The 22694-nt window shown below is 72.5% G+C and carries 20 protein-coding genes; 14 read left to right on the plus strand and 6 right to left on the minus strand.

All coding sequences use genetic code 11. The features are described from left to right. Positions 1–94 precede the first annotated feature (94 nt). Together ACF1A1_RS32270 and ACF1A1_RS32275 are read left to right on the plus strand one after the other, a co-directional pair. A complete protein-coding gene (locus tag ACF1A1_RS32270; RefSeq protein ID WP_392004544.1) occupies positions 95–1744 on the plus strand; it encodes an NAD-dependent malic enzyme in 1650 nt (549 codons plus the stop codon). A 98-nt stretch (positions 1745–1842) separates the two neighbouring features. After that, a complete protein-coding gene (locus tag ACF1A1_RS32275; protein ID WP_392004545.1) occupies positions 1843–2730 on the plus strand; it encodes an oxygenase MpaB family protein in 888 nt (295 codons plus the stop codon). 30 nt (positions 2731–2760) lie between these two features. On the opposite strand, the gene ACF1A1_RS32280 is transcribed toward ACF1A1_RS32275, so the two are convergent. After that, entirely contained in the window at positions 2761–3120 is a 360-nt protein-coding gene (locus tag ACF1A1_RS32280; RefSeq protein WP_392004547.1) for an SCO4225 family membrane protein, read from the minus strand. A 224-nt stretch (positions 3121–3344) separates the two neighbouring features. Between ACF1A1_RS32280 and ACF1A1_RS32285 the strand changes: the two genes are divergently transcribed. From ACF1A1_RS32285 to ACF1A1_RS32315, 7 genes are all read left to right on the plus strand, one after another. Next, the gene (locus ACF1A1_RS32285; protein WP_392004549.1) at positions 3345–4160 is read left to right on the plus strand and encodes an SAM-dependent methyltransferase; all 816 of its coding nucleotides are present in this window, start codon (positions 3345–3347) and stop codon (positions 4158–4160) included. 252 nt (positions 4161–4412) lie between these two features. Continuing rightward, positions 4413–4667, plus strand: coding sequence for an EF-hand domain-containing protein (locus ACF1A1_RS32290; RefSeq protein WP_392004551.1), 255 nt, complete (start codon positions 4413–4415; stop codon positions 4665–4667). A 135-nt stretch (positions 4668–4802) separates the two neighbouring features. Further along, the gene (locus ACF1A1_RS32295; RefSeq protein WP_392004553.1) at positions 4803–6281 is read left to right on the plus strand and encodes a glutamate--cysteine ligase; all 1479 of its coding nucleotides are present in this window, start codon (positions 4803–4805) and stop codon (positions 6279–6281) included. 151 nt (positions 6282–6432) lie between these two features. Then, entirely contained in the window at positions 6433–6843 is a 411-nt protein-coding gene (locus tag ACF1A1_RS32300; protein WP_392004555.1) for a hypothetical protein, read from the plus strand. 15 nt (positions 6844–6858) lie between these two features. Next, positions 6859–7662 carry a phosphodiesterase gene (locus ACF1A1_RS32305; RefSeq protein ID WP_392004557.1) on the plus strand — a complete coding sequence of 268 codons (804 nt, stop codon included), beginning with the start codon at positions 6859–6861 and terminating at the stop codon, positions 7660–7662. Positions 7663–7918: 256 nt separating this feature from the next. Further along, positions 7919–9631, plus strand: a complete 1713-nt coding sequence (gene ctaD / locus ACF1A1_RS32310; protein ID WP_392004558.1) for a cytochrome c oxidase subunit I — start codon at positions 7919–7921, stop codon at positions 9629–9631. Then, the gene (locus ACF1A1_RS32315; RefSeq protein WP_392004560.1) at positions 9628–10002 is read left to right on the plus strand and encodes a hypothetical protein; all 375 of its coding nucleotides are present in this window, start codon (positions 9628–9630) and stop codon (positions 10000–10002) included. Before ctaD ends, ACF1A1_RS32315 begins: the two co-directional genes overlap by 4 nt. A 172-nt stretch (positions 10003–10174) precedes the next feature. On the opposite strand, the gene ACF1A1_RS32320 is transcribed toward ACF1A1_RS32315, so the two are convergent. From ACF1A1_RS32320 to ACF1A1_RS32330, 3 genes are all read right to left on the minus strand, one after another. After that, on the minus strand, positions 10175–10336 hold the full coding sequence (locus ACF1A1_RS32320) for a hypothetical protein (RefSeq protein ID WP_392004562.1): 162 nt from the start codon (positions 10334–10336) through the stop codon (positions 10175–10177). A gap of 30 nt (positions 10337–10366) precedes the next feature. After that, complete coding sequence (locus tag ACF1A1_RS32325; RefSeq protein WP_392004564.1) at positions 10367–10615, minus strand: hypothetical protein; 249 nt, start codon at positions 10613–10615, stop codon at positions 10367–10369. A gap of 171 nt (positions 10616–10786) precedes the next feature. Next, a complete protein-coding gene (locus ACF1A1_RS32330; RefSeq protein WP_392004738.1) occupies positions 10787–11230 on the minus strand; it encodes an SPW repeat protein in 444 nt (147 codons plus the stop codon). Positions 11231–11397: 167 nt separating this feature from the next. Between ACF1A1_RS32330 and ACF1A1_RS32335 the strand changes: the two genes are divergently transcribed. Together ACF1A1_RS32335 and ACF1A1_RS32340 are read left to right on the plus strand one after the other, a co-directional pair. Continuing rightward, positions 11398–11772 (plus strand): ArsR/SmtB family transcription factor, encoded by a 375-nt coding sequence (locus ACF1A1_RS32335; RefSeq protein ID WP_392004566.1) that lies wholly within the window; start codon positions 11398–11400, stop codon positions 11770–11772. Beyond that, complete coding sequence (locus ACF1A1_RS32340; protein WP_392004568.1) at positions 11769–12254, plus strand: SRPBCC domain-containing protein; 486 nt, start codon at positions 11769–11771, stop codon at positions 12252–12254. Before ACF1A1_RS32335 ends, ACF1A1_RS32340 begins: the two co-directional genes overlap by 4 nt. Positions 12255–12315: 61 nt before the next feature. Here ACF1A1_RS32340 and ACF1A1_RS32345 read toward each other — a convergent pair whose 3' ends face one another. Beyond that, a complete protein-coding gene (locus tag ACF1A1_RS32345) occupies positions 12316–14778 on the minus strand; it encodes a SpoIIE family protein phosphatase (RefSeq protein ID WP_392004570.1) in 2463 nt (820 codons plus the stop codon). Between the two features lie 213 nt (positions 14779–14991). On the opposite strand from ACF1A1_RS32345, the gene ACF1A1_RS32350 reads away from it, so the two are divergent. From ACF1A1_RS32350 to ACF1A1_RS32360, 3 genes are all read left to right on the plus strand, one after another. Continuing rightward, positions 14992–17067: a SpoIIE family protein phosphatase gene (locus ACF1A1_RS32350; RefSeq protein ID WP_392004571.1), complete on the plus strand. Its 2076-nt coding sequence runs from the start codon at positions 14992–14994 to the stop codon at positions 17065–17067. A 60-nt stretch (positions 17068–17127) separates the two neighbouring features. Beyond that, on the plus strand, positions 17128–17889 hold the full coding sequence (locus tag ACF1A1_RS32355) for an IclR family transcriptional regulator (protein WP_392004573.1): 762 nt from the start codon (positions 17128–17130) through the stop codon (positions 17887–17889). 99 nt (positions 17890–17988) lie between these two features. Then, positions 17989–19263 (plus strand): PP2C family protein-serine/threonine phosphatase, encoded by a 1275-nt coding sequence (locus tag ACF1A1_RS32360; RefSeq protein WP_392004575.1) that lies wholly within the window; start codon positions 17989–17991, stop codon positions 19261–19263. Between the two features lie 202 nt (positions 19264–19465). Here ACF1A1_RS32360 and ACF1A1_RS32365 read toward each other — a convergent pair whose 3' ends face one another. Beyond that, complete coding sequence (locus tag ACF1A1_RS32365; RefSeq protein WP_392004577.1) at positions 19466–22294, minus strand: BTAD domain-containing putative transcriptional regulator; 2829 nt, start codon at positions 22292–22294, stop codon at positions 19466–19468. Positions 22295–22694 lie beyond the last annotated feature (400 nt).

Consider the following 22694-nt stretch of genomic DNA (forward strand, 5'->3'; position numbering starts at 1 on the left):
GCCGCCACCGCGCTCCGGCGGGGAACGGCGCTGTTTGTGAACCGGGGCCGCGGGAAACCGGGGACGGAAGCGACACCCCACGGAGGGAGACCGCATGCCCTCGCCCCGCGACGGGTCCCACGGCCGCGCCCTGCTGACCGACGCGCTGCGCACCAAGGGGGTGGCCTTCACGCAGGAGGAACGGCGTGAACACGGCCTGGTGGGCATGCTGCCACCCGGTGAGCTCTCCCTCGAACAGCAGTCCCGCAGGGCCTGGGAACAGCTGGCGGCCCAGAGCGGCGACCTGGCGAAAAACGTCTACCTGGAGCAACTGCACGACCGCAACGAGGTGCTGTACCACCGGCTCCTCGCCGACCACCTGACCGAACTGCTGCCCATCGTGTACGACCCGACGGTGGGCGAGGCGATCCAGCGGTACAGCCACGAGTTCCGCCGCCCCCGCGGGGTGTTCCTGTCGGTGGACCACCCGCAGGACGTGCGGGCCGCGTTCGAGGCACTGGGCCTCGGCCCGGACGACGTCGACCTGGTGGTGGCCACCGACGCCGAGCAGATCCTCGGCATCGGGGACTGGGGCGTGGGAGGCATGCAGATCTCGGTCGGCAAGCTGGCCGTGTACACGGCCGCCGCCGGCATCGATCCCGGCCGGACGATCCCGGTCGTGCTCGACGTCGGCACCGACAACCAGGCGCTGCTCAACGACCCGCTGTACGTGGGGAACCGGCACAGCCGGGTGCGCGGCGAGGACTACGACGCGTTCGTCGCCGCGTACGTGGACGCCGTACGGGAGCTGTTCCCGCGCGCGCTCCTGCACTGGGAGGACTTCGGTCCCGGCAACGGCCGCCGGCTGCTGGAGACGTACGGCGAGAAGGTCTGCACGTTCAACGACGACATGCAGGGCACCGGGGCCATCACCCTGGCCTGCGTGCTGAACGCGGCGCGCGTCTCGGGCACCCCGCTGCGCGAGCAGCGGGTGGTGGTGTTCGGTGCGGGCACCGCCGGGGTGGGCATCGCCGACCAGCTGCGCGACGCGATGGTCCGCGACGGGCTGGAGGGCGAGGAGGCCACGGCGCGCGTCTGGTGCGTCGACCGGCAGGGCCTGCTCCTGCGGTCCACCGACGGGCTGCGGGACTACCAGCGGCCGTACGCCCGCCCGGACGACGAGTGGCCCGGCCGGGACGGTGAGCCGGTGGGGCTGCGGGAGGTCGTGGACCGGGTCCGTCCGACGGTGCTGGTCGGGACGTCCACCGTACGGGGAGCCTTCACGGAGGACGTGGTGCGGTCCATGGCCGCGCACGTGGAGCGGCCGGTCGTGCTGCCGCTGTCCAACCCGACCGAGAAGATGGAGGCGCAGCCCGAGCAGGTCCTGCGCTGGACCGGCGGCAGGGCCCTCGTCGCGGCCGGCGTCCCGCTGCCGCCGGTGGAGCTGGACGGCACCACGTACGTCATCGGGCAGGCCAACAACGCTCTCGTCTATCCCGGGCTGGGGCTGGGTGCCGTCGTGGCACGGGCGTCCCGGATCACGGACGGCATGCTCCAGGCCGCGGCCGAGGCCGTGGCGGAGCTGGCCGACCTCTCCGGACCGGGCGCCGCGCTGTTGCCGCAGGTGGAGAACCTGCGCGCGTCGTCGGCGACGGTCGCGGCGGCGGTCGCCCGCCGGGCCGCGGCGGACGGGGTGGCGCGCACCGCGCTGGACGACGTCGTCCAGCAGGTCCAGGACGCCATGTGGGAGCCGGTGTACGCCTGACCGCCGGGACGAGAGGTACGGACGAGAGGTACAAAGGAACGGACGGATCCTCGCGTTCGGCCACGGGCCTTTCGGGCCGGGAGGAGGCCACGGCAGCCATGAGGATGACCGGACCGGGGCCGGCCGGCCCCAGGGAACGGCTGGGCAACGGTCTCTTCGCCCGTGTCGCAGGCCCGGACGGTCCCCGTAACCGGGCCCGTATCCACGGCACCCCCGGGCCCCGCTGGTTCGGGCCGGAGCGTCCCATCCGCCGGGTGCACGGCGACGCCTCGATGTTCATCGGCGGGCTGTCCGCCCTGCTGCTCCAGTCGCTGCACCCGCTCGCCATGGCGGCCGTCGCGGCCCACTCGGGCTACCGCGGCGACCCCTGGGGCCGGCTCCAGCGCACGAGCACCTTCCTGGCCACGACGACGTACGGCACCGCCGAGCACGCGCGGCAGGCCTGTGACCAGGTCCGCGCGGTCCACGCGGGCATCCGCGGCGTGACCGCGGACGGCGAGCCCTACCGTGCCTCGGACCCGCACCTGCTGTGCTGGGTCCACGTCGCCGAGGTCGACAGCTTTCTCCGCGCCCACCAGCGCTACGGCCTGCACCCCCTGTCGGACGACGAGTGCGACGAATACGTCGCGGACACGGCCAGGGTCGCCGTCGCGCTCGGCATCGCGGATCCGCCGCGCAGCAGGGACGAGCTCGCGGCGCGGCTGACGTCGTACCGCCCGGAGCTGAGGGCCACCGCGCAGGCGCTGGACACCACGCGCTTCCTGTTGCTGAGCCCGCCCGTGCCGTTCGTCGCCCGCCTCCCCTACGGACTGCTCGCCGCGAACGCCGTCTCGCTGCTGCCCGGCTGGGCCGCCGACGAGCTGCGCCTCCCCCGGCTCCCGGTGGTCGACGGCCTGTGCGTGCGGCCGCTCGGCTCGGCGGTGACCGCGGCGATCCGGTGGGCGATGGCACCGGCCCGGCGCGCGCCGGTCATGCCGCCGGCCTGAGCCGCCCCGCGGTCGACGGGCACGGCCGGGTCAGGCCCCCTGCAGCCGCTTCCCGTGCTCGCCGCCGGGCGAGCGGCGCAGCCGCCGGTGCAGTGCGCCGATGAGGGCCGACTGCACCAGCACGGAGAGGACGAGAGCGGTGAGGACGAACCATCCGGGCGCGTCGGCACCGCTCCCCAGCAGGGCCCGGCCGGCGCCGTCCAGCAGGAAGAACGTGGGCGAGGCGAGGACGAGCAGGTAGACACCGGCGAAGGAGGCGTCCTCGTGGGTGACGAAGAGCTGGTCCCAGGCGAGGAAGGCGGTGGCCGTCGCCACCAGTGCCAGGTAGACGAGTGAGGCGGGGTTGGCGAAGGCCAGTCGGGCCGGGCCGGGCAGTCGTCGAGCGTTCATCGTGTTCCCCCATGCGAGATGTTCGGGCAGGACTCAAGAATCGGCCGACGGGGGCGCCGTTTCGTGAGTACGCCAACTCATTCGCGCCTGAGCATCGGCCCCTGTGGTCCGGGAAAACGCCGTCCGAACCCACCGAAGACATGAACTGGTGTGCGGAACGGGGTCGTTGGGACGTACGTTGTGCGTTGGACATTCCACGCCTCGGCTGAAAGACGGAAAATCGCATGACCGACTCCGCGACGACGCCCGGACCAGCGGCGCATCAGAAGATCGACACCTCGGTGCCGCACTCGGCCCGCATCTGGAACTACTGGCTCGGCGGCAAGGACAACTACCCCGTCGACGAGGAGGCCGGCGACGCCTACACCGCCGTCTTCCCCGGCATCGTCACCATCGCCCGCAGCAGCCGCGCCTTCCTGCGCCGCACCATCACCCACCTGGTCACCGAGGCGGGGATCCGCCAGTTCCTGGACGTCGGCACCGGCCTGCCGACCGCCGACAACACCCACGAGGTCGCCCAACGGATCGCCCCCGAGGCCCGGATCGTCTACGTCGACAACGACCCGATGGTCCTGGCGCACGCCCGCGCCCTGCTCTACTCCACTCCGGAGGGGGCGACCGCCTACGTCGACGCCGACGTGCACGACACGGAGCGCATCCTGGCGGCCGCGGCCGAGACGCTGGACTTCACCCGCCCCACCGCCCTGATCCTGAGCAACATCCTGGGCCATGTCGCCGACTACGAGCAGGCGCGCTCCATCGTCACCCGCCTGATGGACGCGCTGCCGTCCGGCAGCTACCTCGCCGTCAACGACGGCTCGCTGGGCATCGACCCGGTCTTCGAACAGGCCCAGGACGCCTACAACGACAGCGGCGCCGTCCCGTACATCCTGCGCACCGTCGACCAGATCACGGCGTACTTCGACGGCCTGGACCTCCTGGAGCCCGGCGTCGTGTCCGTCCCCCACTGGCGCCCGGACCCCGGCTCCCCGGCCGCGGAACCCGTCGCCGAGCACGGTGGTCTCGCGCGCAAGCCGTGAGGCGGCGCACGTCGTGGACGGGGTCCGAGGCTGTCCGGCGGCCGCGCCGCGGGGCAGCCTCGGACCCCGGCCCCGGGGCTCCGTACGGTGAAGGCTTTGTACGGTGAAGGCTGCGGGCTGCGACGGCTGCGGAAGTCGGCCGACAGCCGGGCCCGAGGCGGGGAACCCGGGCGGGAGCGGAGGCGTTTTTCCGACTGGGAGCGAGGCGGGCCGGCCGGCCCGCCCGCCGACGAAGGGAACGGGGGCGACAAGATGAGCGACAAGGCCCGGAAGCTGTTCGAGGCGCTCGATCTCGACCAGGACGGGACGCTGACCCGCGAAGAGGTGATCACCGCCCTGCGGACCAAGGGCCCGACGCTGGCCGCCTCGGGTGACCTGCCGCTGTGGGCAGTGGGGGACGCCGACGCCTCCTCCGCGCTGTTCGACGCCGCCGACCAGAACGGGGACGCGGTACTGACCCTGGAGGAGTTCACGGCGGTGGTGGACCGCCGTTTCGGCTGGCGCTGACCCGGGACCGGCCGCCCCGGCACAGCCACCCGGCGCCTGCGCCGACCGGGGCGGGCCACGGTCCCGCGTGGTCGGGGCCGCCCGGTGGTGCGACGCTGGAGTGGAGGTGTCCGAGGAGGGGAACCGGGAGGGCCGATGGGACGCGACGTCCCGGCGCTGGTCTTCACCCGTGAGGACCGCCGCCGGTACCGCATGAAAATGCAGGAGTGCCTCGACGCGTTCGCCCAGATGCTGCGCGAGTCACGGTTCGAGTCGGAGCGCCCGCAGGTGGGGCTGGAGATCGAGCTGAACCTGGTCGACGACCGGGCCGAGCCGGCGATGCGCAACACCGACGTCCTCGAGGCGATCGCGGACCCCGCCTGGTCCACCGAGCTGGGCCGGTTCAACCTCGAGATCAACGTTCCGCCCCGCCGGCTCACCGAGGGCGGCCCCGACGCGTGGGAGTCCGAGATCCGCGCCGCGCTGAACCACGCCGACGCACGCGCCCGGTCGGTCGGCGCGCATCTCATCATGATCGGCATCCTTCCCACCCTGCGGCAGGAGGACGTCGGTGAGGCGACGCTGTCGGAGAACCCCCGCTACCGGCTGCTCAACGACCAGGTCTTCGCGGCCCGCGGCGAGGACCTGCTGATCGAGGTGGACGGCGTGGACCGGCTGCGGACGTACGCGGACACGATCACTCCGGAAGCCGCGTGCACCAGCACCCAGTTCCACCTCCAGGTCTCGCCGGAGGAGTTCCCCGCCTACTGGAACGCGGCCCAGGCGATCGCCGGGGTCCAGGTCGCCCTGGCGGCCAACGCGCCCTTCCTGTTCGGCAAGGAACTGTGGCACGAGACCCGTGTCCCGCTGTTCGAGCAGGCGACCGACACCCGCCCGCAGGAGATCAAGGTCCAGGGGGTCCGGCCCCGGGTGTGGTTCGGGGAACGGTGGATCAACAGCGTCTTCGACCTCTTCGAGGAGAACCTGCGCTACTTCCCGGCGCTCCTGCCGCTGTGCGACGAGCAGGACCCGGCGCAGACGCTGGACCGGGGCGACGTCCCCGAACTGGGCGAGCTGACCCTGCACAACGGCACCATCTACCGCTGGAACCGCCCGGTCTACGCCGTCGCCCACGACACACCGCACCTGCGGGTGGAGAACCGTGTGCTGCCCGCCGGCCCGACCGTCGCCGACACCCTCGCCAACGGCGCCTTCTACTACGGGCTCACCCGCGCCCTGGTGGAGGAGGAACGACCGGTGTGGTCCCGGATGTCCTTCTCGGCCGCGGCGGACAACCTGCACACGGCGGCGCGGCAGGGCATCGAGGCAGGGCTGTACTGGCCCGGGATGGGTGAGGTCCCGGTGCCCGAACTCGTGCTGCGCCGACTGCTGCCGCTGGCGCACCGGGGACTGGAGCACTCCGGCATGGACGCGGCCTGGCGGGAGCCGCTGCTCGGGATCATCGAGCAGCGGTGCGTCACCGGCCGCAACGGCGCCGTCTGGCAGAAGGAGATGTTCCATCACCTCGCCGCCGCCACCCGCTCCGGGCGCCATGAGGCGCTGCGGCGGATGACCCAGCAGTACATCGACTACATGCACCTCAACGCCCCGGTCCACACCTGGCCGGTCGACTGACGGGGTTCCTCCGCGGGGGCGGTCGACGCCGGACCGCCGCCGGTTCGCGCGCACGATTTCACGGTCCGCCGCCCGGGACGCCGTGGCCGGGTGCGCGGGTGAGAACACCCGGCCGGGGGTACCCGGCAGGCCGCACGGAGGGACGGGGTTCATGGGAAAGACGAGAACACCGGACACGGCGGACGCGGTCGCGGTCGCCCAAGGCGCCTTCAACGTCGTGGGCGGGCTGTGGCCGCTGGTGCACCTGCGCAGCTTCGAGTGGGTCTTCGGCCCGAAGACCGATGTGTGGCTGCAGATGACGACGGGCGGCCTGCTCGCCTCCGCCGGTGTCGCCCAGCTCGCGGCGGCTCCGGACCCCCGGGGCTCGGCCCACGCCCGCCGTGTCGGTCTCGGCACCGCCCTGACGCTGTTGGCCGTCGACCTGGTCTACGTGCCCAGGGGGCGGATCCGTCCGACGTACCTCCTCGATGCGGCGATGCAGGCGGGGTGGATAGCGGCCTGGGTGCGGGCCGGATCCATCAGGAGCGCGAAGGGCACCCGGACATGGTGGGGACGGGGATGAGGTGGTGAGGGAGGCGTGGGAAGGCTGCTGGTCCGGCGGGTGAACGGTGCGCCCTCGCCGCGTGACGGCGTCCGGCCGGCCGGAGGCCGGCGGCCGTGGAGGCTGCCGGGATCGTGGCCGGTCACCGTGGTCGAGGCCGGGTTCCGTCTGGTCGCACGTCTGCGCGGGGCCCCGGCGCTGCATCCGCGGGGGCTGCTGTGCACGGCCGAGGTGGAGGTCCTGGGCGACGCGGGCGCACCGTGGGGGGTGCGGTGGCTGGACGCACCGAGGCAGTACGCCGCCACGGTTCGCCTCTCCAGAGCGGCGGGCCTGCCCCGGCGCCTGCCCGACGGCCTCGGGCTGGCCGTGCGGATGGAGCAGGCGGCCGCGCCCGGTCAACCCCTCGACCTGCTTCTCACGAGCAGCGGCCGGGGCCGTGTCACCCGGCGTCTGCCGTTGCCGCGCGCCGACGCGCTGGACGGCCCTTACTCGAGCCTGCTCTCCTACCGGGTCGGCGGACGCGACCGGGTGCTCGCCGCCCTTCCGCGCCGTACCGGACAGGCACCGGTGCACGGCGACCCGAGGAGTCTGCGCGCGGCCCTGGCCGGCGGGCCGCTTGTCTTCGACCTGTGCGTCGGGACCGCCGACGGGGCGTGGCGTGCGTTCGCCGTGCTGACGGTGCGCGGTCCGCTGCCCGCCCTGCCGGAGGAGACCCCCGACTTCGACATCTACCGGCACAGCGCTCCGGGATTCGCCCCGGGTCCCGCCCTGGCCACGACCCGCCGCGCGGCCTACCGGGGCTCCCGGGCGGGTCGCCGGGCACGGCGCCGGGCCGACTGACGCCGCCCGGGCGGGCGGGACGGCTCCGCCCGCGCTCGTCGGGCGTCCCTCGCCGCCGCCGAACGTCCATCCGCGGCGGGTTCCCGTCGGTCATCCGACTGAGAAACGGCCGCGACCAGGCGTGGTGCCGTAGGCGCAGGAGTGCTTTCCGGTGGGCTGGTCACACACTCCGCACATGACCGCCCGAGTACGCAAGGCGCCAGGTCTCCGACTGCCTTTTGCCGAACGGGCACCACCCTGCCGATCGAGGAAACTGATGGCGACCCATACCGAGCCCGTTGCTCCTGTCCCGGCGGCCGAGCGCCGCGGCAGAGGTCAGGTGATCGTCTCCTGGCTGACCACGACCGACCACAAGAAGATCGGCCACCTCTACCTGATCACCTCGTTCGGCTTCTTCCTGATCGGCGGAGTGCTGGCGATGGTGATCCGGGCCGAGCTGGCCCGGCCGGGACTTCAGCTGCTGTCGAACGAGCAGTACAACCAGTCGTTCACGATGCACGGCACGATCATGCTGCTGCTGTTCGCGACGCCAACGTTCGCCGGGTTCGCCAACGCGATCATGCCGTTGCAGATCGGCTCCCCGGACGTGGCCTTCCCCCGGCTGAACATGTTCTCGTACTGGCTGTTCCTCTTCGGCGGCCTCATCGTGGTCAGCAGTCTGATGGTGCCCGAGGGCGCCGCCGACTTCGGCTGGACCGCCTACACGCCCCTCAGCGGCGGCGAGCGCACCACTCAGCTGGGCGGTGACCTGTGGATCATGGGCCTGGCACTGGCCGGGTTCGGCACGATCCTCGGTGCGGTCAACTTCGTCACGACCATCATCTGCATGCGCGCCCCCGGCATGACCATGTTCCGCATGCCGATCTTCACCTGGAACGTGCTGCTCACCTCGGTGCTGGTCCTGCTCGCCTTCCCCGTCCTGGCCGCCGCCCTCTTCGCCCTGGAGGCGGACCGGAAGTTCGGCGCGCACATCTTCGACCCGGAGAACGGCGGAGCGATCCTCTGGCAGCACCTGTTCTGGTTCTTCGGCCACCCGGAGGTGTACATCCTCGCCCTGCCGTTCTTCGGCGTGGTCACCGAGATCCTTCCGGTCTTCTCCCGCAAGCCGATCTTCGGCTACATGGGCCTGGTCGGCGCCACGATCGCCATCACCGGCCTGTCCGTGACCGTGTGGGCCCACCACATGTTCGCCACCGGGGCCGTGCTCCTGCCGTTCTTCTCCTTCATGAGCTTCCTGATCGCCGTGCCGACCGGCGTGAAGTTCTTCAACTGGATCGGCACGATGTGGAAGGGCTCGCTGTCCTTCGAGCCACCGATGCTGTGGGCGGTCGGCTTCCTCGTCACGTTCCTCTTCGGCGGCCTCACCGGCGTCCTGCTCGCCTCCCCGCCGATGGACTTCCACGTCACCGACAGCTACTTCGTCATCGCGCACTTCCACTACGTGCTCTTCGGCACGATCGTCTTCGCGATGTTCGGCGGATTCAGCTTCTGGTGGCCGAAGATGACTGGCACCATGCTCGACCACCGCCTGGAGAAGATCCACTTCTGGACCCTGTTCGTCGGCTTCCACACCACCTTCCTCGTGCAGCACTGGCTCGGCGCCGAGGGAATGCCCCGCCGCTATGTCGACTACCTGGCCGCCGACGGCTTCACCGCCCTCAACACGATCTCCTCCATCGGCTCCTTCCTCCTCGGCCTGTCCACCCTGCCGTTCCTCTACAACGTCTGGAAGACCGCCAAGGCGGGCAAGCGGGTCGAGGTCGACGACCCCTGGGGTTACGGCCGCTCCCTGGAGTGGGCCACCTCGTGCCCGCCGCCCCGCCACAACTTCGTCACCCTGCCGCGCATCCGCTCCGAATCCCCCGCCTTCGATCTCCACCACCCGGAACTGGCGGAACTGGAACACCGGGAGCACGCCGGCCGGCGCGACGCCGTGGACGCCGAGAGCCACTGGGGCGAGCCGCGGTGACCCACGGCGGGCAGCACACACCGGACGACGACCGCAACGGCCTGCTGGCCAACGCGGTCGAGGGCTATCTGCTCGCCCGCACGCACCAGGACCGGGCGCGACGCGAAGCCGAGGACCTCTGCGCCCGGATGCCCTGGCTGACCACCGCCCAGGCCGAGGACGTCACCCGCCACTACCTCCACCAGCGCCTCGAGCTGACCCGGCGGATGCTGCTGGACACCGTGGAACGGGCCGCCCAGCTCCGGCAGGAGTACGAGGACCGGTACGCGGCTCTCCGTCACGACCTGCTCAAACGCCACGCCGCCTGTGCCGCCGCCGTCGTCGCCTGCGCCTCGGCGGTGACCACGCTGGCGTGGCTGCTCCCCCGCTAGGAGCTGTCGTCAAACTCCCGTCGTCGCCCGGAGGGCGGCCCCACGGCGTCTGGAGTTTGACGACAGCCCCTAGGCCGTGGCCCCCGCGCGAGCACAGTCCGGGTGTGCCGCAGGGGCCCCGGTTCTGTCCGGGGCCCCTGCGGGGTGGCGGTTCGCCGACAGCGGCGGGACGTCACTGCTCCTCGAAGTCCTCGGGACGCACTCCGGCCTCCTCCATCGCCTCGCGGACGGTTCGTCCCGTCCCTCCGGGCGGGGTGTCCTCGGTGGCCTCCCGGTCGGTGAGGACCTCGTCGGTCGTCTCCGTCTTGGGCCGGTTCTCCTCGGGCACGGTCATGATGGCTCCTCTCGCTCCCGTCCGGGGCTCTCAGTGCTGGTCGGGGTCGGCTTCGTCGGCACCGCTGCCGGTGCGGCCGGGTTGGCCGCCGCCGGTGGTTCCGTAACCGCCGGGCACGCCCGGAACGCTGTCGGCGTCCGCCTCCTCGCGGGAGATGTGCCGGGTCGCGCGAACGTTGGAGCGCCGCTCCGGGTAGGGATAGCTGAACGGCTGCGCCGCGGCCCGCTCCTCCTCCGCCGTCCGTGGATCGGACTCGGGGGTTTTGTCATGTTTCGCCATGGTGTGCGAGTTACCCGGTGGGCCGGCGCCATGCACTGGCCCGGCCCGCGATCCGCCGTCACGGCGTGAGCGAGCCCGGACCGGGACGGCCGGTCCGGGCTGCCGGGAGAGGTCGAGCGCATGAGCGGGGGGCGTCTCGGGCCGACCGGAGCCGACCCGGGACGTCCACCCCTACGGGGTCACGCGGCGGTCGGACCTCGTCGATGCCCTCGCCTGCATGGCGGCGCTGGCGGCCAGACCGAGCAGGAGGCCGATGATTCCGACGATGATGTTGTTCACGACCGACCTGGTGGTACTGACGTCACCCGCGACCACCCAGGGCGCGAAGATGGTCCACGCGGCGAGCGCGCAGGCTGCCCACGCCATGCTGTGCGTGCGCTCGTAGGCACGGCCGAACCCGCCACTCATCAGCAGGGCGTAGGCGATGCCGACGATCAGGTTGTTGACGGCCAGGGTGGTCAGGTTGCTGAACCCCGCGATCCACGGGGACGCCGCCAGGTACACGCCGGTCAGGAAGGCCAGGGTCTCGACGGCCTGAGCCCTGGGAGTACTGGTGACATGCTCCGCCATCTCATGACGGGCGCGCATTTCGACGATGTCGGGATGGGTCTCCATCGACGACCTGGGAGAGGTTGTCACTCCCATCACCTCCGGGAAGATCCGGCTGGTTTTGCTCTGTGGACGCCACGGGTACCCCGGTCGGCCGACGATCGAACACGATCCGGCCACACGGCAGCGCCGGCGGTTCACACGGGACGCACGACCGGCTAACATACAACCAAATGGTTGTAGATGAAGGTACCGACGGAAGCCTGGACCGGCTCTTCCACGCCCTCGCGGACACGACGCGCCGGGACATACTGCGCCGCTGCGTCGACGGCGACCTGTCGGTGTCCGAGCTGGCCGCCGCCTACCCGATGAGCTTCGCCGCGGTGCAGAAGCACGTGACGGTGCTTCAGCGGGCCGGACTGGTCAGCAAGCAGCGCCGCGGACGGGAGCAGCTCGTCCTCACCGAACCCGAGGCCGTGGCGCGGGCACGGCAGGCGCTCGACGAACTCGAAACCCTGTGGCGCGGCAGGGTGGAGCGGATGTCCGCCCTGCTCGACCAGGACCCCCTCACCGAAGAGCACGACCCGAGAGAAGGACCGGACAGATGAGTGTGACCAGCGTGGACAAGGACTTCGACAGCCTCACCCTCACCCTGACCGCCGACTTCGCGGCCCCGGCCGAGAAGGTGTGGCAGCTGTGGGCGGACCCCCGTCGGCTGGAGCGCTGGTGGGGACCGCCGACCTACCCGGCGACCGTCGAGCACCACGACCTGACCCCGGGCGGCGAGGTCACCTACTTCATGACGGGCCCCGAGGGCGACAAACACCGCGGCTGGTGGCGCGTCACGTCGGTCGCCCCGCCCACGTCCCTGGAGTTCACCGACGGCTTCGCCGACGAGGAGGGAACCCCGAGCCCCACCATGCCGACCACCACCGTGAGCGTACGGCTGACCCGGCGGGGAGACGGCACCCGCATGGAGATCCGGTCCGCCTTCGCCACCCGGGAGCAGATGGAACAGCTGGTGACCATGGGCATGGAGGAGGGCCTCAAGCAGGCGGTCGGCCAGATGGACGACCTTCTCGCCGACTGAACGGACCGGGCGGCGCGACGGCGGCCCGCCCGACGCGTCACACGCGGTGACGTCCGCCCCGTCACGGGATCTCCTGCTCGGCCCAGATGATCTTTCCGCCGGCCGTGTAGCGGGCGCCCCACCGGTGGGCGAGCTGGGCCACCAGAAAGAGGCCACGGCCCCCTTCGTCCGTGCTCCGGGCGTGTCTCAGCCGGGGCGCCGTGCTGCTGGCGTCGGCGACCTCGCAGGTCAGGCGGGCGTCGCGGAGCAGCCGCAGGCGTATGGGCGGTTCGGCGTAGCGGATCGCGTTGGTGACCAGTTCGCTCACGATGAGCTCGGTGGTCATGGCCAGTTCCCCGCACCCCCACACCTCCACCTGGTGCGTCGCCCGGGCCCGGACGTCGGCGACGGCGGCCGGGTCCACGGGCACGTCCCAGGAGGCGACGTGGTCGGCGCCCAGCGCGTGGGTGCGCGCCAGGAGCAGGGCGATGTCGTCGGGCTGGGGGGCGGGCACGAGTTGCCGCACCGCGGACGTGCACAGGGTTTCGAGGTCGGTGCCCGGCCGGGCCAGCACCTCGCCGAGCCGGGCCATGCCCGACTCCATGTCGCGGTCGGCTCCTTCGATGAGGCCGTCGGTGTAGAGACCGAACAGGCTGTTCTCGGCGAGCTCGATCTCGGTGGCCTCGAACGCCATTCCGCCCAGCCCGAGCGGAGGCCCGGCGGGCGGTTCCGGGAAGGAGACGCGCCCGTCGGGTGCGACGACGACGGGGGGCGGGTGTCCGGCCCTGGCCATCGTGCAGCGCCGGGTGACCGGGTCGTAGACGGCGTACAGGCAGGTCGCTCCGAGGAAGCCGGTCGTGCCCCCGCCGGCCGCCTCGTCGCCGGTCCTCTCCTCGCTCAGCCGCAGCACGAGGTCGTCGAGGTGGGCCAGCAGTTCGTCGGGGGGCAGCTCCATGTCGGCGAGGGTCTGCACCGCGGTGCGCAGCCGGCCCATGGTCGCCGCCGCCGCGATGCCGTGACCGACCACGTCGCCGACCACCAGGCCCACGCGGGCGCCCGACAGGGGGATCACGTCGAACCAGTCGCCGCCGACCCCGCCGGACGGGTCCGCCGGCAGATAGGAGGAGGCCACCTCCAGCGCCGTTCCGCCCGTCAGGGCGTGGGGCAGCAGACTGCGCTGCAGGGTGACCGCCGCCGTGTGCTCCCGGGTGTACCGGCGGGCGTTGTCCACGCACAGCGCCGCCCGTGCCACCAGCTCCTGGGCCAGCAGGACGTCGTCCGGCTGGAACGGCACGGGATTGAGCGACCGCAGGAACGTGGTGAGACCGAGGGCGGTGTGGCGCGCCCGCATCGGCACGGAGATGAGGGAGTGCAGTCCGTACTCCCGCATGCTCTCCGCTCTCGCGGGCTGTTCGGCGGTCCACAGGTCGTCGGACGGGTCGAGGACCGGGATGAGGATCGGGTCGCCGTCGATGAGCAGGTTCATGTCGTGCGGCGGGGGGAGGAAGTCCACCCTGTCCCCGATCCGCGCCACGGCCTCCGGGCAGCCGTCCCGCACCGACCTCATTCCGGCGCGGCGCATCGCCGGCTTGGCGGGTGCCGGTCCCGCGTCGCTCAGCCACGCTCCGTGTCCCTCGGTGCTGAGCACGGGCTCCAGGAGGTCGACGACGACGAAGTCCGCGAAGCGGGGAACGGCGAAGTCGGCGAGTTCCTGGGCCGTGCGCATCACGTCGAGGGTCCTGCCGATGCTGGCCCCCGCTTCGTTGACCAGCGACAGCAGCCGGCGGGCGTTCCACCGCTCGGTGACGTCCGAGACCATGTAGCAGACCCCGGTGACGCAGTTGTCGGCGTCCACCAGGGGGAAGAAGGAGGTGGAGTAGGCGTGTTGGCGGTGAGGATCGGCCCAACTCCATCCGACGTACTCGTAGTCGGTGACCGGGACCCCGGTCTCCAGGACCTTGCGCATCAGCCCTTCGATGGTCTCCGCCTGCAGGCCGGGCAACAGCTCGCTCAGCCGGCGTCCCAGTCGCTGCTCACGGGGCACACCGCCGAACCGTTCCAGCGTGTCGTTCAGCCATACGTAGCGCAGGTCCAGGTCCATCACCGCCATGCCGACCGGCGAGCGCGTCAGGAACCCGTCGAGGACGGACTGACCGACCGTCCACTGCGGCCTCCGCTCCCGCGCCGAGATCAGGAAGCACTCGTCCGCGCCGATCCGGAAGGACGCGGAGACCCGCAGGTCGACGTCGATCCGGCGGCCGTCGCGGTGCCGTACGGGGATGAGACCGCTCCACCCCATTCCGGCACGGCACCGCTGCGCCACGCCGGCCACCCGGGCCGGGTCCCCGGGCATCGCGAGCAGATCGGCGGCTGAGCCGCCGACGACCTCCGACGCCGGGTGGCCGAGGAGTTCCTCGGCGGCCCGGGTCCAGCCGAGCACGACACCGTCCGCGTCCACCACCGCGGCCGCGTCGGTGGACGCGTCGAGGAGATCGCGCGGTCCTGCCGACGCGGGCGCACCGGAACCTTTTCGCGCAGCATCCATGGGGGTCCCATCCTCTACACGACCATGTTCCTGCTTGCCCGCCCGATCTGCACGGTCCCGGTCGGCTGGTGGCGGGGAGTGCCGGTGCGTCGCACCGGGCCGGTCGGGCACGGGCCCGGGGAAAACGGGGAAGGGCGGGTACTCGGAGGCCCCGGCGTGCGGCCGCGCCGACGCACGCCGGCGCGGCCTGGCAACGGTGGAGGAGGCCCTGCGATGACGGCGGAATCCTTCCGGCCCGATGTCCCCCACGGTGACGGGTACGGCTCCGAGCCGCCCCGGCCGACCGGCCTGCTGGACGTGCTGAGCGTGGCCGCCGTGGTCGTGGACGCCGACGGGCGCATCGTGTTCTGGACCCCGCAGGCCGAGGAGCTGTTCGGCTACACCGCGGAGGAAGCCCTCGGCAAGTACGCGGCGCGTGTGCTCATCCACGCCGAGCACCTCCAGGCCGTGGTGAGTCTGTTCGCGGACGTGCTGGAGACCGGCCGGAGCTGGGCCGGTGCCTTCCCCGTCCGGCACAAGGACGGCAGCAGCCGCCTGATGGAGTTCCGCACCATGCGGCTGCTGGACGATCTCGGAGACGTCTACGCCCTGGGCATAGCGGCCGACCACACCCTGCTCCAGCGCGTCGAGACCGACCTGTCCCTGTGCGAGCGGCTGATCAGCCAGTCCCCGATCGGTCTCGCCCTGCTGGACCACGATCTGCGCTACCTCCTCGTCAATCCGGCGCTGGAACGCATCGACGGCATCCCCGCCGAGGACCACGTCGGCCGCCATCTGCGCGAGACCCTGCCGTTCCCCGACGTCGACACCGTCGAGTCCGCGCTGCGCCAGGTCCTGACCACCGGCACGCCACTGCTCGACCAGTACCACGTGGGCCGTCCCCCGGCCGACCCCGACCACGAGCACGCCTGGTCCCTGTCCTTCTACCGGCTGGAGGACCCCGGCGGGCGGGTCCTGGGTGCGGCCACCTCGGTCGTCGACGTCACCGAGCGGCACCGCGCGGCCGCCGAGGCCGACCGGGCGCGGCGACGCCTGGCGCTCATCGCCGACGCCTCCACCCGCGTCGGCACGACCCTCGAGGTGGAGCAGACCGCCCACGAGCTGGCCGACATCGCCATCCCGGAACTCGCCGACGTGGTCGCCGTGGACGTCCTCGACTCGGCCCTGGCCTGCCGCCGCGCACGCCGAGCGGACAGCGGCCCGGAGTTCTTCCGCTCCCTCGCCCTCAAAGCGGCCCATCCCACCGTGGCCCTGAGCGCCGCCGACCCTCCCGGTGACCTCTTCGCCTACGACGGCGACCGCCTGGTCACGCTGTGCGTGCACACCGGCCGGCCGATCCTGGTGCGCCATGTCGGCGACCGCGACCTGCCCCGCATCGCCCGTGACGCCGAGGCCACCGCGCTGCTGGCCCGCGCCGGTGTCCACTCGTACCTCGCCGTGCCGCTGATCGCCCACGGCGAGGTGCTCGGCGCCCTCGACCTCAAACGCACCCGCAACCCGCTGCCGTTCGACGAGGACGACGTCATCCTGGCCGCGGAGCTGGCCAGCCGTGCCGCCGTGGCGATCGACAACGCCCGCTGGTTCCAGAGCGTGCGCAACACCGCCCTCACCCTCCAGCGCAGCCTGCTGCCCGACCACTCCCCCCACCACACCGGTCTGGAGGTCGCCTCCCGCTACCAGCCCGCGCAGGCCACCAGCGAGGTCGGCGGCGACTGGTACGACGTCATACCCCTGGACGACGACAAGACCGCCCTGGTCGTCGGCGACGTCATGGGCAACGGCATCGACGCCGCCGCCACCATGGGCCGGCTGCGCACCGCCACCTGTGCCTACGCCGACCTCGACCTCGCCCCCGGCAGCGTGCTCCAGCACCTGGACAAGATCACCTGCGATCTGGAGCACTACATCGTCACCTGCCTGTACGCCGTGTACGACCCGCACACCAGGCAGTGCCGGATCGCCAACGCGGGACACATGCCGCCCGCGCTGTCCCGCCCCGGCCGGGCCCCCACGCTGCTCGACCTGCCCCCCGCCGCCCCGCTCGGCGTCGGCGGCGTCCCCTTCGAGACCACCATGGCCGAGCTCGGCCCCGGCGACCTGCTGGTCCTCTACACCGACGGCCTGGTCGAGACCCGGCACCACTCCATCGACGACCGCCTGAGCGTCCTCCTCGGCTTCCTCGACGAACCGCACCGGTCCCTCGAGGACATCTGCGACCTCCTGCTGTACGGCCTGCGCCACCCCGACGACCATGACGACGTCGCCCTGCTGGTCGCCCGGGCCCAGTAGGGGCCGCGAACGGGCGGCCCCCCTGTTGCCTGCGCGGTGCGCCCGGCGCACGCTGGTCGTATGAGTGGTGCTCGCGACGGCCCCACGCTCATCACGTCCGTGCAGCGGGCCTTCCGCCTGCTGGAGGCGATGGGCGCGCACGAGAACGGCGTGCCGGCCAAACAACTGGCGCGTGAGACGGGGCTGCCCCTGGCCACGGCCTACCACCTGCTGCGGACCCTGGTCCATGACGGATACGCCCGGAAGCTCGACGACGGCGGCTTCGTCCTGGGCGACAAGATGCAGACGCTGCACACCGCCGGCCGCGAGCAGGCGCTGCTCAGCCGTGTCCGTCCGACGCTCGCCGCGCTGCGCGACGAGCTCAAGACCGCCGCCTACCTCACCTTCTACGAGGAGGGCGAGATCCGGGTCGCGGAGATCGTCGACGGCCCGCGCGCTCCCCGGGCCGACCTCTGGGTGGGCTTCGAGGACGCCGGGCACGCCACCGCACTGGGCAAGTCCGTACTGCGGGAACTCGACGACGACGCCCGCAAGGACTACCTGTCCCGGCATCCGCTCGCCGACCTCACCCCCAGGACGATCACCCATCCCCCGGAACTGCTGCGCCGGCTCGACTCCTCGCCGCTGGCCCCGGCCGTCACGGACCTGGAGGAGTACTCCCTCGGCACGGTCTGCGTCGCGGTGCCCGTGTACAGCGGGAACACGCTCGGGTCGCTCGGCGTCTCGCTGCCCGCCGACCGGCTCTCCCGGCTGGAGGAGATCAGGAGGCGCCTGATCCCGACCGCCGGCCGCGTGACCAGGGGCCTTTCGCTCACTATATGAAAATCCTCTCCTTGTCCTGTCCGAGCCGAACCTATTTCCTGGATAAAGCCGGACATTTACTGATCAAACACGCGCACAGGTGAGGACAGCGGACGAGACATGAGCCAGGCCCGAGACCACGGTGGCGACCACTGGCCCAGGCGGCCGTTCGGGAAGCGAGCAGACAGGTCGGCGCCGCCGGACCGACACAGGCGCGCCGTCCCCCAACTGGCCGCCGGTACACCCGTACTGCCCGCACTGATCGTGTCCGCCATCGTGCTCGCCGACCTCGTCGGCGGACACGGGATGACCTGGGTGCCGCTGCTCGCCGTGGGGCCCGCGCTCGCCGCCACCACCAACGGGCCGCGCGGAGTCCTCTGCGTGGGCCTGCTCGCCGCCGCGCTGGGCGCGACACTCGACATCCGCGGCGGCGCTCCGGCCCGCGAGCTGGCGGTCGTGGTGGTGGCCCTGATGGCCGTCACCCTGGCGAGCGTCCTGGCCAGCGCGTCGCGCGGGCGACGCGAGCGGGTCCTCGCGGCCGTCCGCTCCGTCGCCGAGACCGCGCAGCACGCGCTGCTCCAGCCGGTACCGGCGACGGTCGGCCCGTTCCAGGTGGCCGTCCGCTACAGCGCCGCCGCGGCGGAGGCCCGGATCGGCGGTGACCTCTACGCGCTCGTTCCCACGCCGCACGGGGTCAGGATGATCGTCGGCGACGTGCGCGGCAAGGGGCTGCCGGCCGTGGGCACCGCCGCTCTGGTGCTCGGTGTCTTCCGCGAGGCCGCCTACGACGAGCCCGACCTCCTCGCCGTCGTCAGCCGGATCGAGCGGAGCCTGGCGCGCAACCTGCGCAGCGACGACTTCGTCACCGCCGTGGTCGCCGGGTATCCCCGGGCCGGGCAGCTGGAGGTGGTCAACTGCGGCCACGCGCCGCCGCTGCTGGTCCGCGACTCCGTCGTCAGTGCGGTCGAGCCCACCCGTCCGACCCCGCCCCTCGGGCTGCGTGCGCTCACCGGTGAGACCCCCAGCCTCCAGGTGCTGCCCTTCGCGGACGGGGACCAACTGCTGCTCTACACCGACGGGGTCACCGAGGCGCGCGACCACGAGCGGGAGTTCTACCCGCTCGCCGAGGGGCTGGCGCGGCACATCTCCGACGAGCCGGGGCAGACCGTGACCGCGCTCCACGACGAACTCCTGGCGCATGTGGGCGGCCGGCTGCACGACGACGCGGCGCTCCTGCTCCTCCGCATACCGGGCGCCCCCGCCGCCACGAACGGCCCCGGCCGGCCGCGGACCATCGGCCCCGGCGTGTCGGTCCCCCACCCGGCGGACCAGCCCCTCCGGGCGGAGCCGGCCCGGCATGGACCGAGGAGCGGGACCGCGCAGTCCGACGTATGACGGCTCTCGCGGGGTGCCGGGCTGCTCGGAATGCCGGGCTGCTCGGGGGGACGGCCTGCTCGCAGTGACGGGCTGCTCGCAGTGACGGCCGGTTCGAGGTGCCGGTTCGAGGTGACAGCCTGTTCTGGGAGGGACCCGGCCCCGTTCCGCACCGGGCAGGAGCCGCCTGGTGACGCCGGCGCGCCCGGCGCCCCGGCCTGGGTCACCCCCGTGTGGCTTCGCCGCCGCCCGGGCCGAGCGCGTCGAGCAGCGCGCGGGTCTGCTCCACGCGCGACGGGTGGACCTCGATGTCCCGGTACACGTCGAGGGCCTGTTCCAGGACCCGTCTCGCGGCGTGCCGGTCGCCCATGGCCCGGTGGACCTCGCCGAGGTGCACCAGGGCTTCCGCCTCGTTGAAGCGGTGGCCCAGGGCGCGGTGGAGTTCCAGGCCGCGCCGGTGGCACGCGAGGGCCCGGGAGTGCTCCCCGAGCTGCTGGTAGGCGGAGCCGAGGGTGTCCAGGGTGTCGGACTCTCCACGCAGGTCGCCGAGTTCCCTCTGGATGGCCATGGCCTGTTCGCAGTGGGCCACGGCCTCCCGGTGGTCGCCCTGCTGCACGTGGTCCCACGCCACGGCGTTGAGGGCGCGTGCCAGTCCCGCCCGGTGGCCCAGTCGTGTGAACAGGTGAACTGCCTGCTGGTCATGGTGCAGCGCCGCCGGCCGGTCGCCGGTGTGCTCGTGCAGCCAGCCGAGGGCCAGGTGGGTGTGGGCCTCGGACAGACCCTGACCGCTGTCCTGGGCCAGGGACAGCGCCCGGGTCAGCCGGCGGTGCGCCGTGTCGTGGTCGCCCGCCTCGGTGCGTTCCCAGGCCAGTGCGCGATGGGACTCGGCCTGGGAAGCCGCGTCGCCGAGCCGGACCGCGGCCGCCAGCGCCGTGGTGTGGACGGCCGCGACGTCGCTCCACATCCCGCGACGGGTCAGGAAGGTCGTCAGCGCCCAGGCCAGTTGGCAGGCGTGGGTGTCGTGGCCGTGACGCGCGGCCTGGTGCACGGCGGCGACGAGCGCCGGGTGCTCCCGGGTGAACCACTCCATCGCCTGCTCGTGGGTGGTGAGGTCCTCCGGGCGCACGCCGTCGACGGCCGGTGACAGGCGGACGGGATCCCGGTGCGGGTGCAGCAGCCGGTCGGCCGACCAGGCGGTGTGCAGATAGTGGTCGAGGATCCGCACGCGGGCCGCCCGGCCCTCCTCGCGGTCCACGGAGTCGGCGACCTCGAGGGCGTACGTGCGCAGCAGGTCGTGGCAGCCGAACCGGCCCGGGGCGTGCTCCTGAAGGAGGTGGGCGGCCCGCAGCCGGTGCAGCGCCGTGCGCGTCGCCGCCGGGGGCAGGCCGGTGAGGCTGACGGCGGCCGGGCGGGCGATGTCGGGGCCGGGGGCCTGCACGAGCCGGCGGAACACCCGGGCGGTCTCCGGATCGAGGGCGCGGTAGGAGGAGGCCAGGACGGTGCGCACGTCGGTGGCGCTCTCCCCGGTGCCCAGGGCATCGAGGCGGGTGCTGCTCTCGCGCAGTTCCTCGGTCAGGGCGGTCAGCGTGCAGACCGGATTGGTGGTAATGCGCGCGGCCAGGACGCTCAGGGCGAGGGGCAGCCCGGCGCACTGGTCCACCAGGGCGGTCGCGGCGTCGGGTTCCGCGGCGACTCGTTCGGCGCCCAGCCGGCCGGCCAGCAGCTCGCGTGCCGTGGTGGGGTCGAACCCGTTGACCGTCAGGTGGGTGACCTGGTGCGAGGCGGTCAGCCCGGTGAGCTGGCCGCGGCTGGTGATCACGACGGTGCAGGTGGGCGTGCCCGGCAGCAAGGGCAGGATCTGCTCGGTGTCACGGGTGTTGTCCAGGACGACGAGCATGCGCCGGTCCGCCAGGAGGCTGCGGTACAGGGCTGCCTGGGCGTCGGACGCGGCCGGTATCCGTCCGGGGTCGACGCCGAGGGTGTCGAGGAATCCGCGGATCACCATGAAGGGGTCGGCCGGCTCCCCCGAGGGCGTGAACCCACGGAGGTCCGCGAAGAGCTGCCCGTCGGGGAAGTGCTGCCGCCGGCTGTGGGCCCAGCGCAGCGCGAGCCAGGTCTTGCCGACGCCGCCCGTACCGCAGATCACCGACAGCGGCATGGTGGTGCGTGGCTCCGCCTGGGACGCGAGCATCTTGTCCAGGACGGCGAGTTCCGCGTCGCGGCCGACGAAGTGCGCGGGCGGAGCGGGCAGTTGACGGGGTACGAACGGCGGGGCCGCGCCCGCCGGAGGGCTCTGGGGGGACGCTTCGGGGAGGGACAGCGCCGGGTCGTTGGACAGGATCCGCTGGTGCAGGCCGCGCAGACGCGGTCCCGGGTCGGCGCCCAGCTCCTGCGCCAGCCGTCGGCGGATGTCCTGGTAGCAGTCGAGGGCGTCGGCGGCGCGCCCGGTGCGGTACAGGGCGAGCATGAGCTGACCGGCCAGTCGTTCGTCCAGCGGGTGCTCGTGTGCGCGCACGGTGAGTTCGGGCAGGAGTTCACCGTGCCGCCCGGTGCGTAATCGGATGTCGGCGTAGTCCAGTTCCGCCGCGAACCGCTCGCGCTCCAGAGCCTGGCGCAGGTCGCAGAACCACGGGACGTCGACGGCGGTGAACGGTTCGCCCCGCCACAGTCCGAGAGCCTGCCGCATCAGTGGCTCCGCCTGCGTGTCACCGGTCGTGCGGGCGCGCGCGACCAGGTCGCGGAACAGGTGGAGGTCCACGGACAGCGGCGTCGCTTCCAGCACGTAGCCTCCGGGGCGCCGCGCGATGGCCACCTCCGGGGCCGTCGCCAGAGCCCGGCGCAGCCGGGACAGATATCCGTACAGCGTTCCCCTGACGCGTTGCGGCGCACGGTCGCCCCACACGCGATCGATGAGCAGGTCCACCGGAACCGCCCGGTTGACGTCCACGAGCAGCGCGGCCAGTACGCACCTCTGCCGCATGTGCCCGAGGTCCGCCGGACAGTCCTCGATACGCGCCTCGATCGTGCCGAGCAGGCCGAACTCCACCGCCATCCCGTCCCCTCCTCCCCGGTCACGTTAGTCACGTGGCCACCGCGACCACCAGGCGATTCAAGGTCGACCCAAGGTTCGTCCCCGGCCACCCGCGCAGAGTCGAACGCGAGGCAGCGGGGCCGGGCACCTGCACGTCCGGCCCCTCCTGCGCCCACGGCCACCCGCGGGGCACGCGCGATACGGCGTGCCGGGTCGGGCGGGCGGTGGAGCCGTCGTATGCCTCACGTGCTGTGCCGGGGGACGCAGCACGGTCACGGGGGGGCGGGGGGCGCGGAGCCGGCGGCGGGGAGCACGCGACCGCCCCCGGCTCCGCGCGGGCGGTGTCGACGACGGCACAACCGGGCGATCCCGATCATGGCGAGAATCCACCACCGGTGACGGGGACCCGGCTCCGTCGGCC

The organism is Streptomyces sp. NPDC014995 (genome assembly GCF_043080745.1).
GTDB lineage: Bacteria > Actinomycetota > Actinomycetes > Streptomycetales > Streptomycetaceae > Streptomyces.

Excerpts from the sequence above, each read along its gene's own strand:
- ACF1A1_RS32270 (WP_392004544.1), top strand. The coding sequence starts at position 95 with ATGCCCTCGCCCCGCGACGGGTCCCACGGCCGCGCCCTGCTGACCGAC.
- ACF1A1_RS32275 (WP_392004545.1), top strand. The coding sequence starts at position 1,843 with ATGAGGATGACCGGACCGGGGCCGGCCGGCCCCAGGGAACGGCTGGGC.
- ACF1A1_RS32280 (WP_392004547.1), bottom strand. The coding sequence starts at position 3,120 with ATGAACGCTCGACGACTGCCCGGCCCGGCCCGACTGGCCTTCGCCAAC.
- ACF1A1_RS32285 (WP_392004549.1), top strand. The coding sequence starts at position 3,345 with ATGACCGACTCCGCGACGACGCCCGGACCAGCGGCGCATCAGAAGATC.
- ACF1A1_RS32290 (WP_392004551.1), top strand. The coding sequence starts at position 4,413 with ATGAGCGACAAGGCCCGGAAGCTGTTCGAGGCGCTCGATCTCGACCAG.
- ACF1A1_RS32295 (WP_392004553.1), top strand. The coding sequence starts at position 4,803 with ATGGGACGCGACGTCCCGGCGCTGGTCTTCACCCGTGAGGACCGCCGC.
- ACF1A1_RS32300 (WP_392004555.1), top strand. The coding sequence starts at position 6,433 with ATGGGAAAGACGAGAACACCGGACACGGCGGACGCGGTCGCGGTCGCC.
- ctaD (WP_392004558.1), top strand. The coding sequence starts at position 7,919 with ATGGCGACCCATACCGAGCCCGTTGCTCCTGTCCCGGCGGCCGAGCGC.
- ACF1A1_RS32320 (WP_392004562.1), bottom strand. The coding sequence starts at position 10,336 with ATGACCGTGCCCGAGGAGAACCGGCCCAAGACGGAGACGACCGACGAG.
- ACF1A1_RS32325 (WP_392004564.1), bottom strand. The coding sequence starts at position 10,615 with ATGGCGAAACATGACAAAACCCCCGAGTCCGATCCACGGACGGCGGAG.
- ACF1A1_RS32330 (WP_392004738.1), bottom strand. The coding sequence starts at position 11,230 with ATGGAGACCCATCCCGACATCGTCGAAATGCGCGCCCGTCATGAGATG.
- ACF1A1_RS32335 (WP_392004566.1), top strand. The coding sequence starts at position 11,398 with ATGGTTGTAGATGAAGGTACCGACGGAAGCCTGGACCGGCTCTTCCAC.
- ACF1A1_RS32340 (WP_392004568.1), top strand. The coding sequence starts at position 11,769 with ATGAGTGTGACCAGCGTGGACAAGGACTTCGACAGCCTCACCCTCACC.
- ACF1A1_RS32345 (WP_392004570.1), bottom strand. The coding sequence starts at position 14,778 with ATGGATGCTGCGCGAAAAGGTTCCGGTGCGCCCGCGTCGGCAGGACCG.
- ACF1A1_RS32350 (WP_392004571.1), top strand. The coding sequence starts at position 14,992 with ATGACGGCGGAATCCTTCCGGCCCGATGTCCCCCACGGTGACGGGTAC.
- ACF1A1_RS32355 (WP_392004573.1), top strand. The coding sequence starts at position 17,128 with ATGAGTGGTGCTCGCGACGGCCCCACGCTCATCACGTCCGTGCAGCGG.
- ACF1A1_RS32360 (WP_392004575.1), top strand. The coding sequence starts at position 17,989 with ATGAGCCAGGCCCGAGACCACGGTGGCGACCACTGGCCCAGGCGGCCG.
- ACF1A1_RS32365 (WP_392004577.1), bottom strand. The coding sequence starts at position 22,294 with ATGGCGGTGGAGTTCGGCCTGCTCGGCACGATCGAGGCGCGTATCGAG.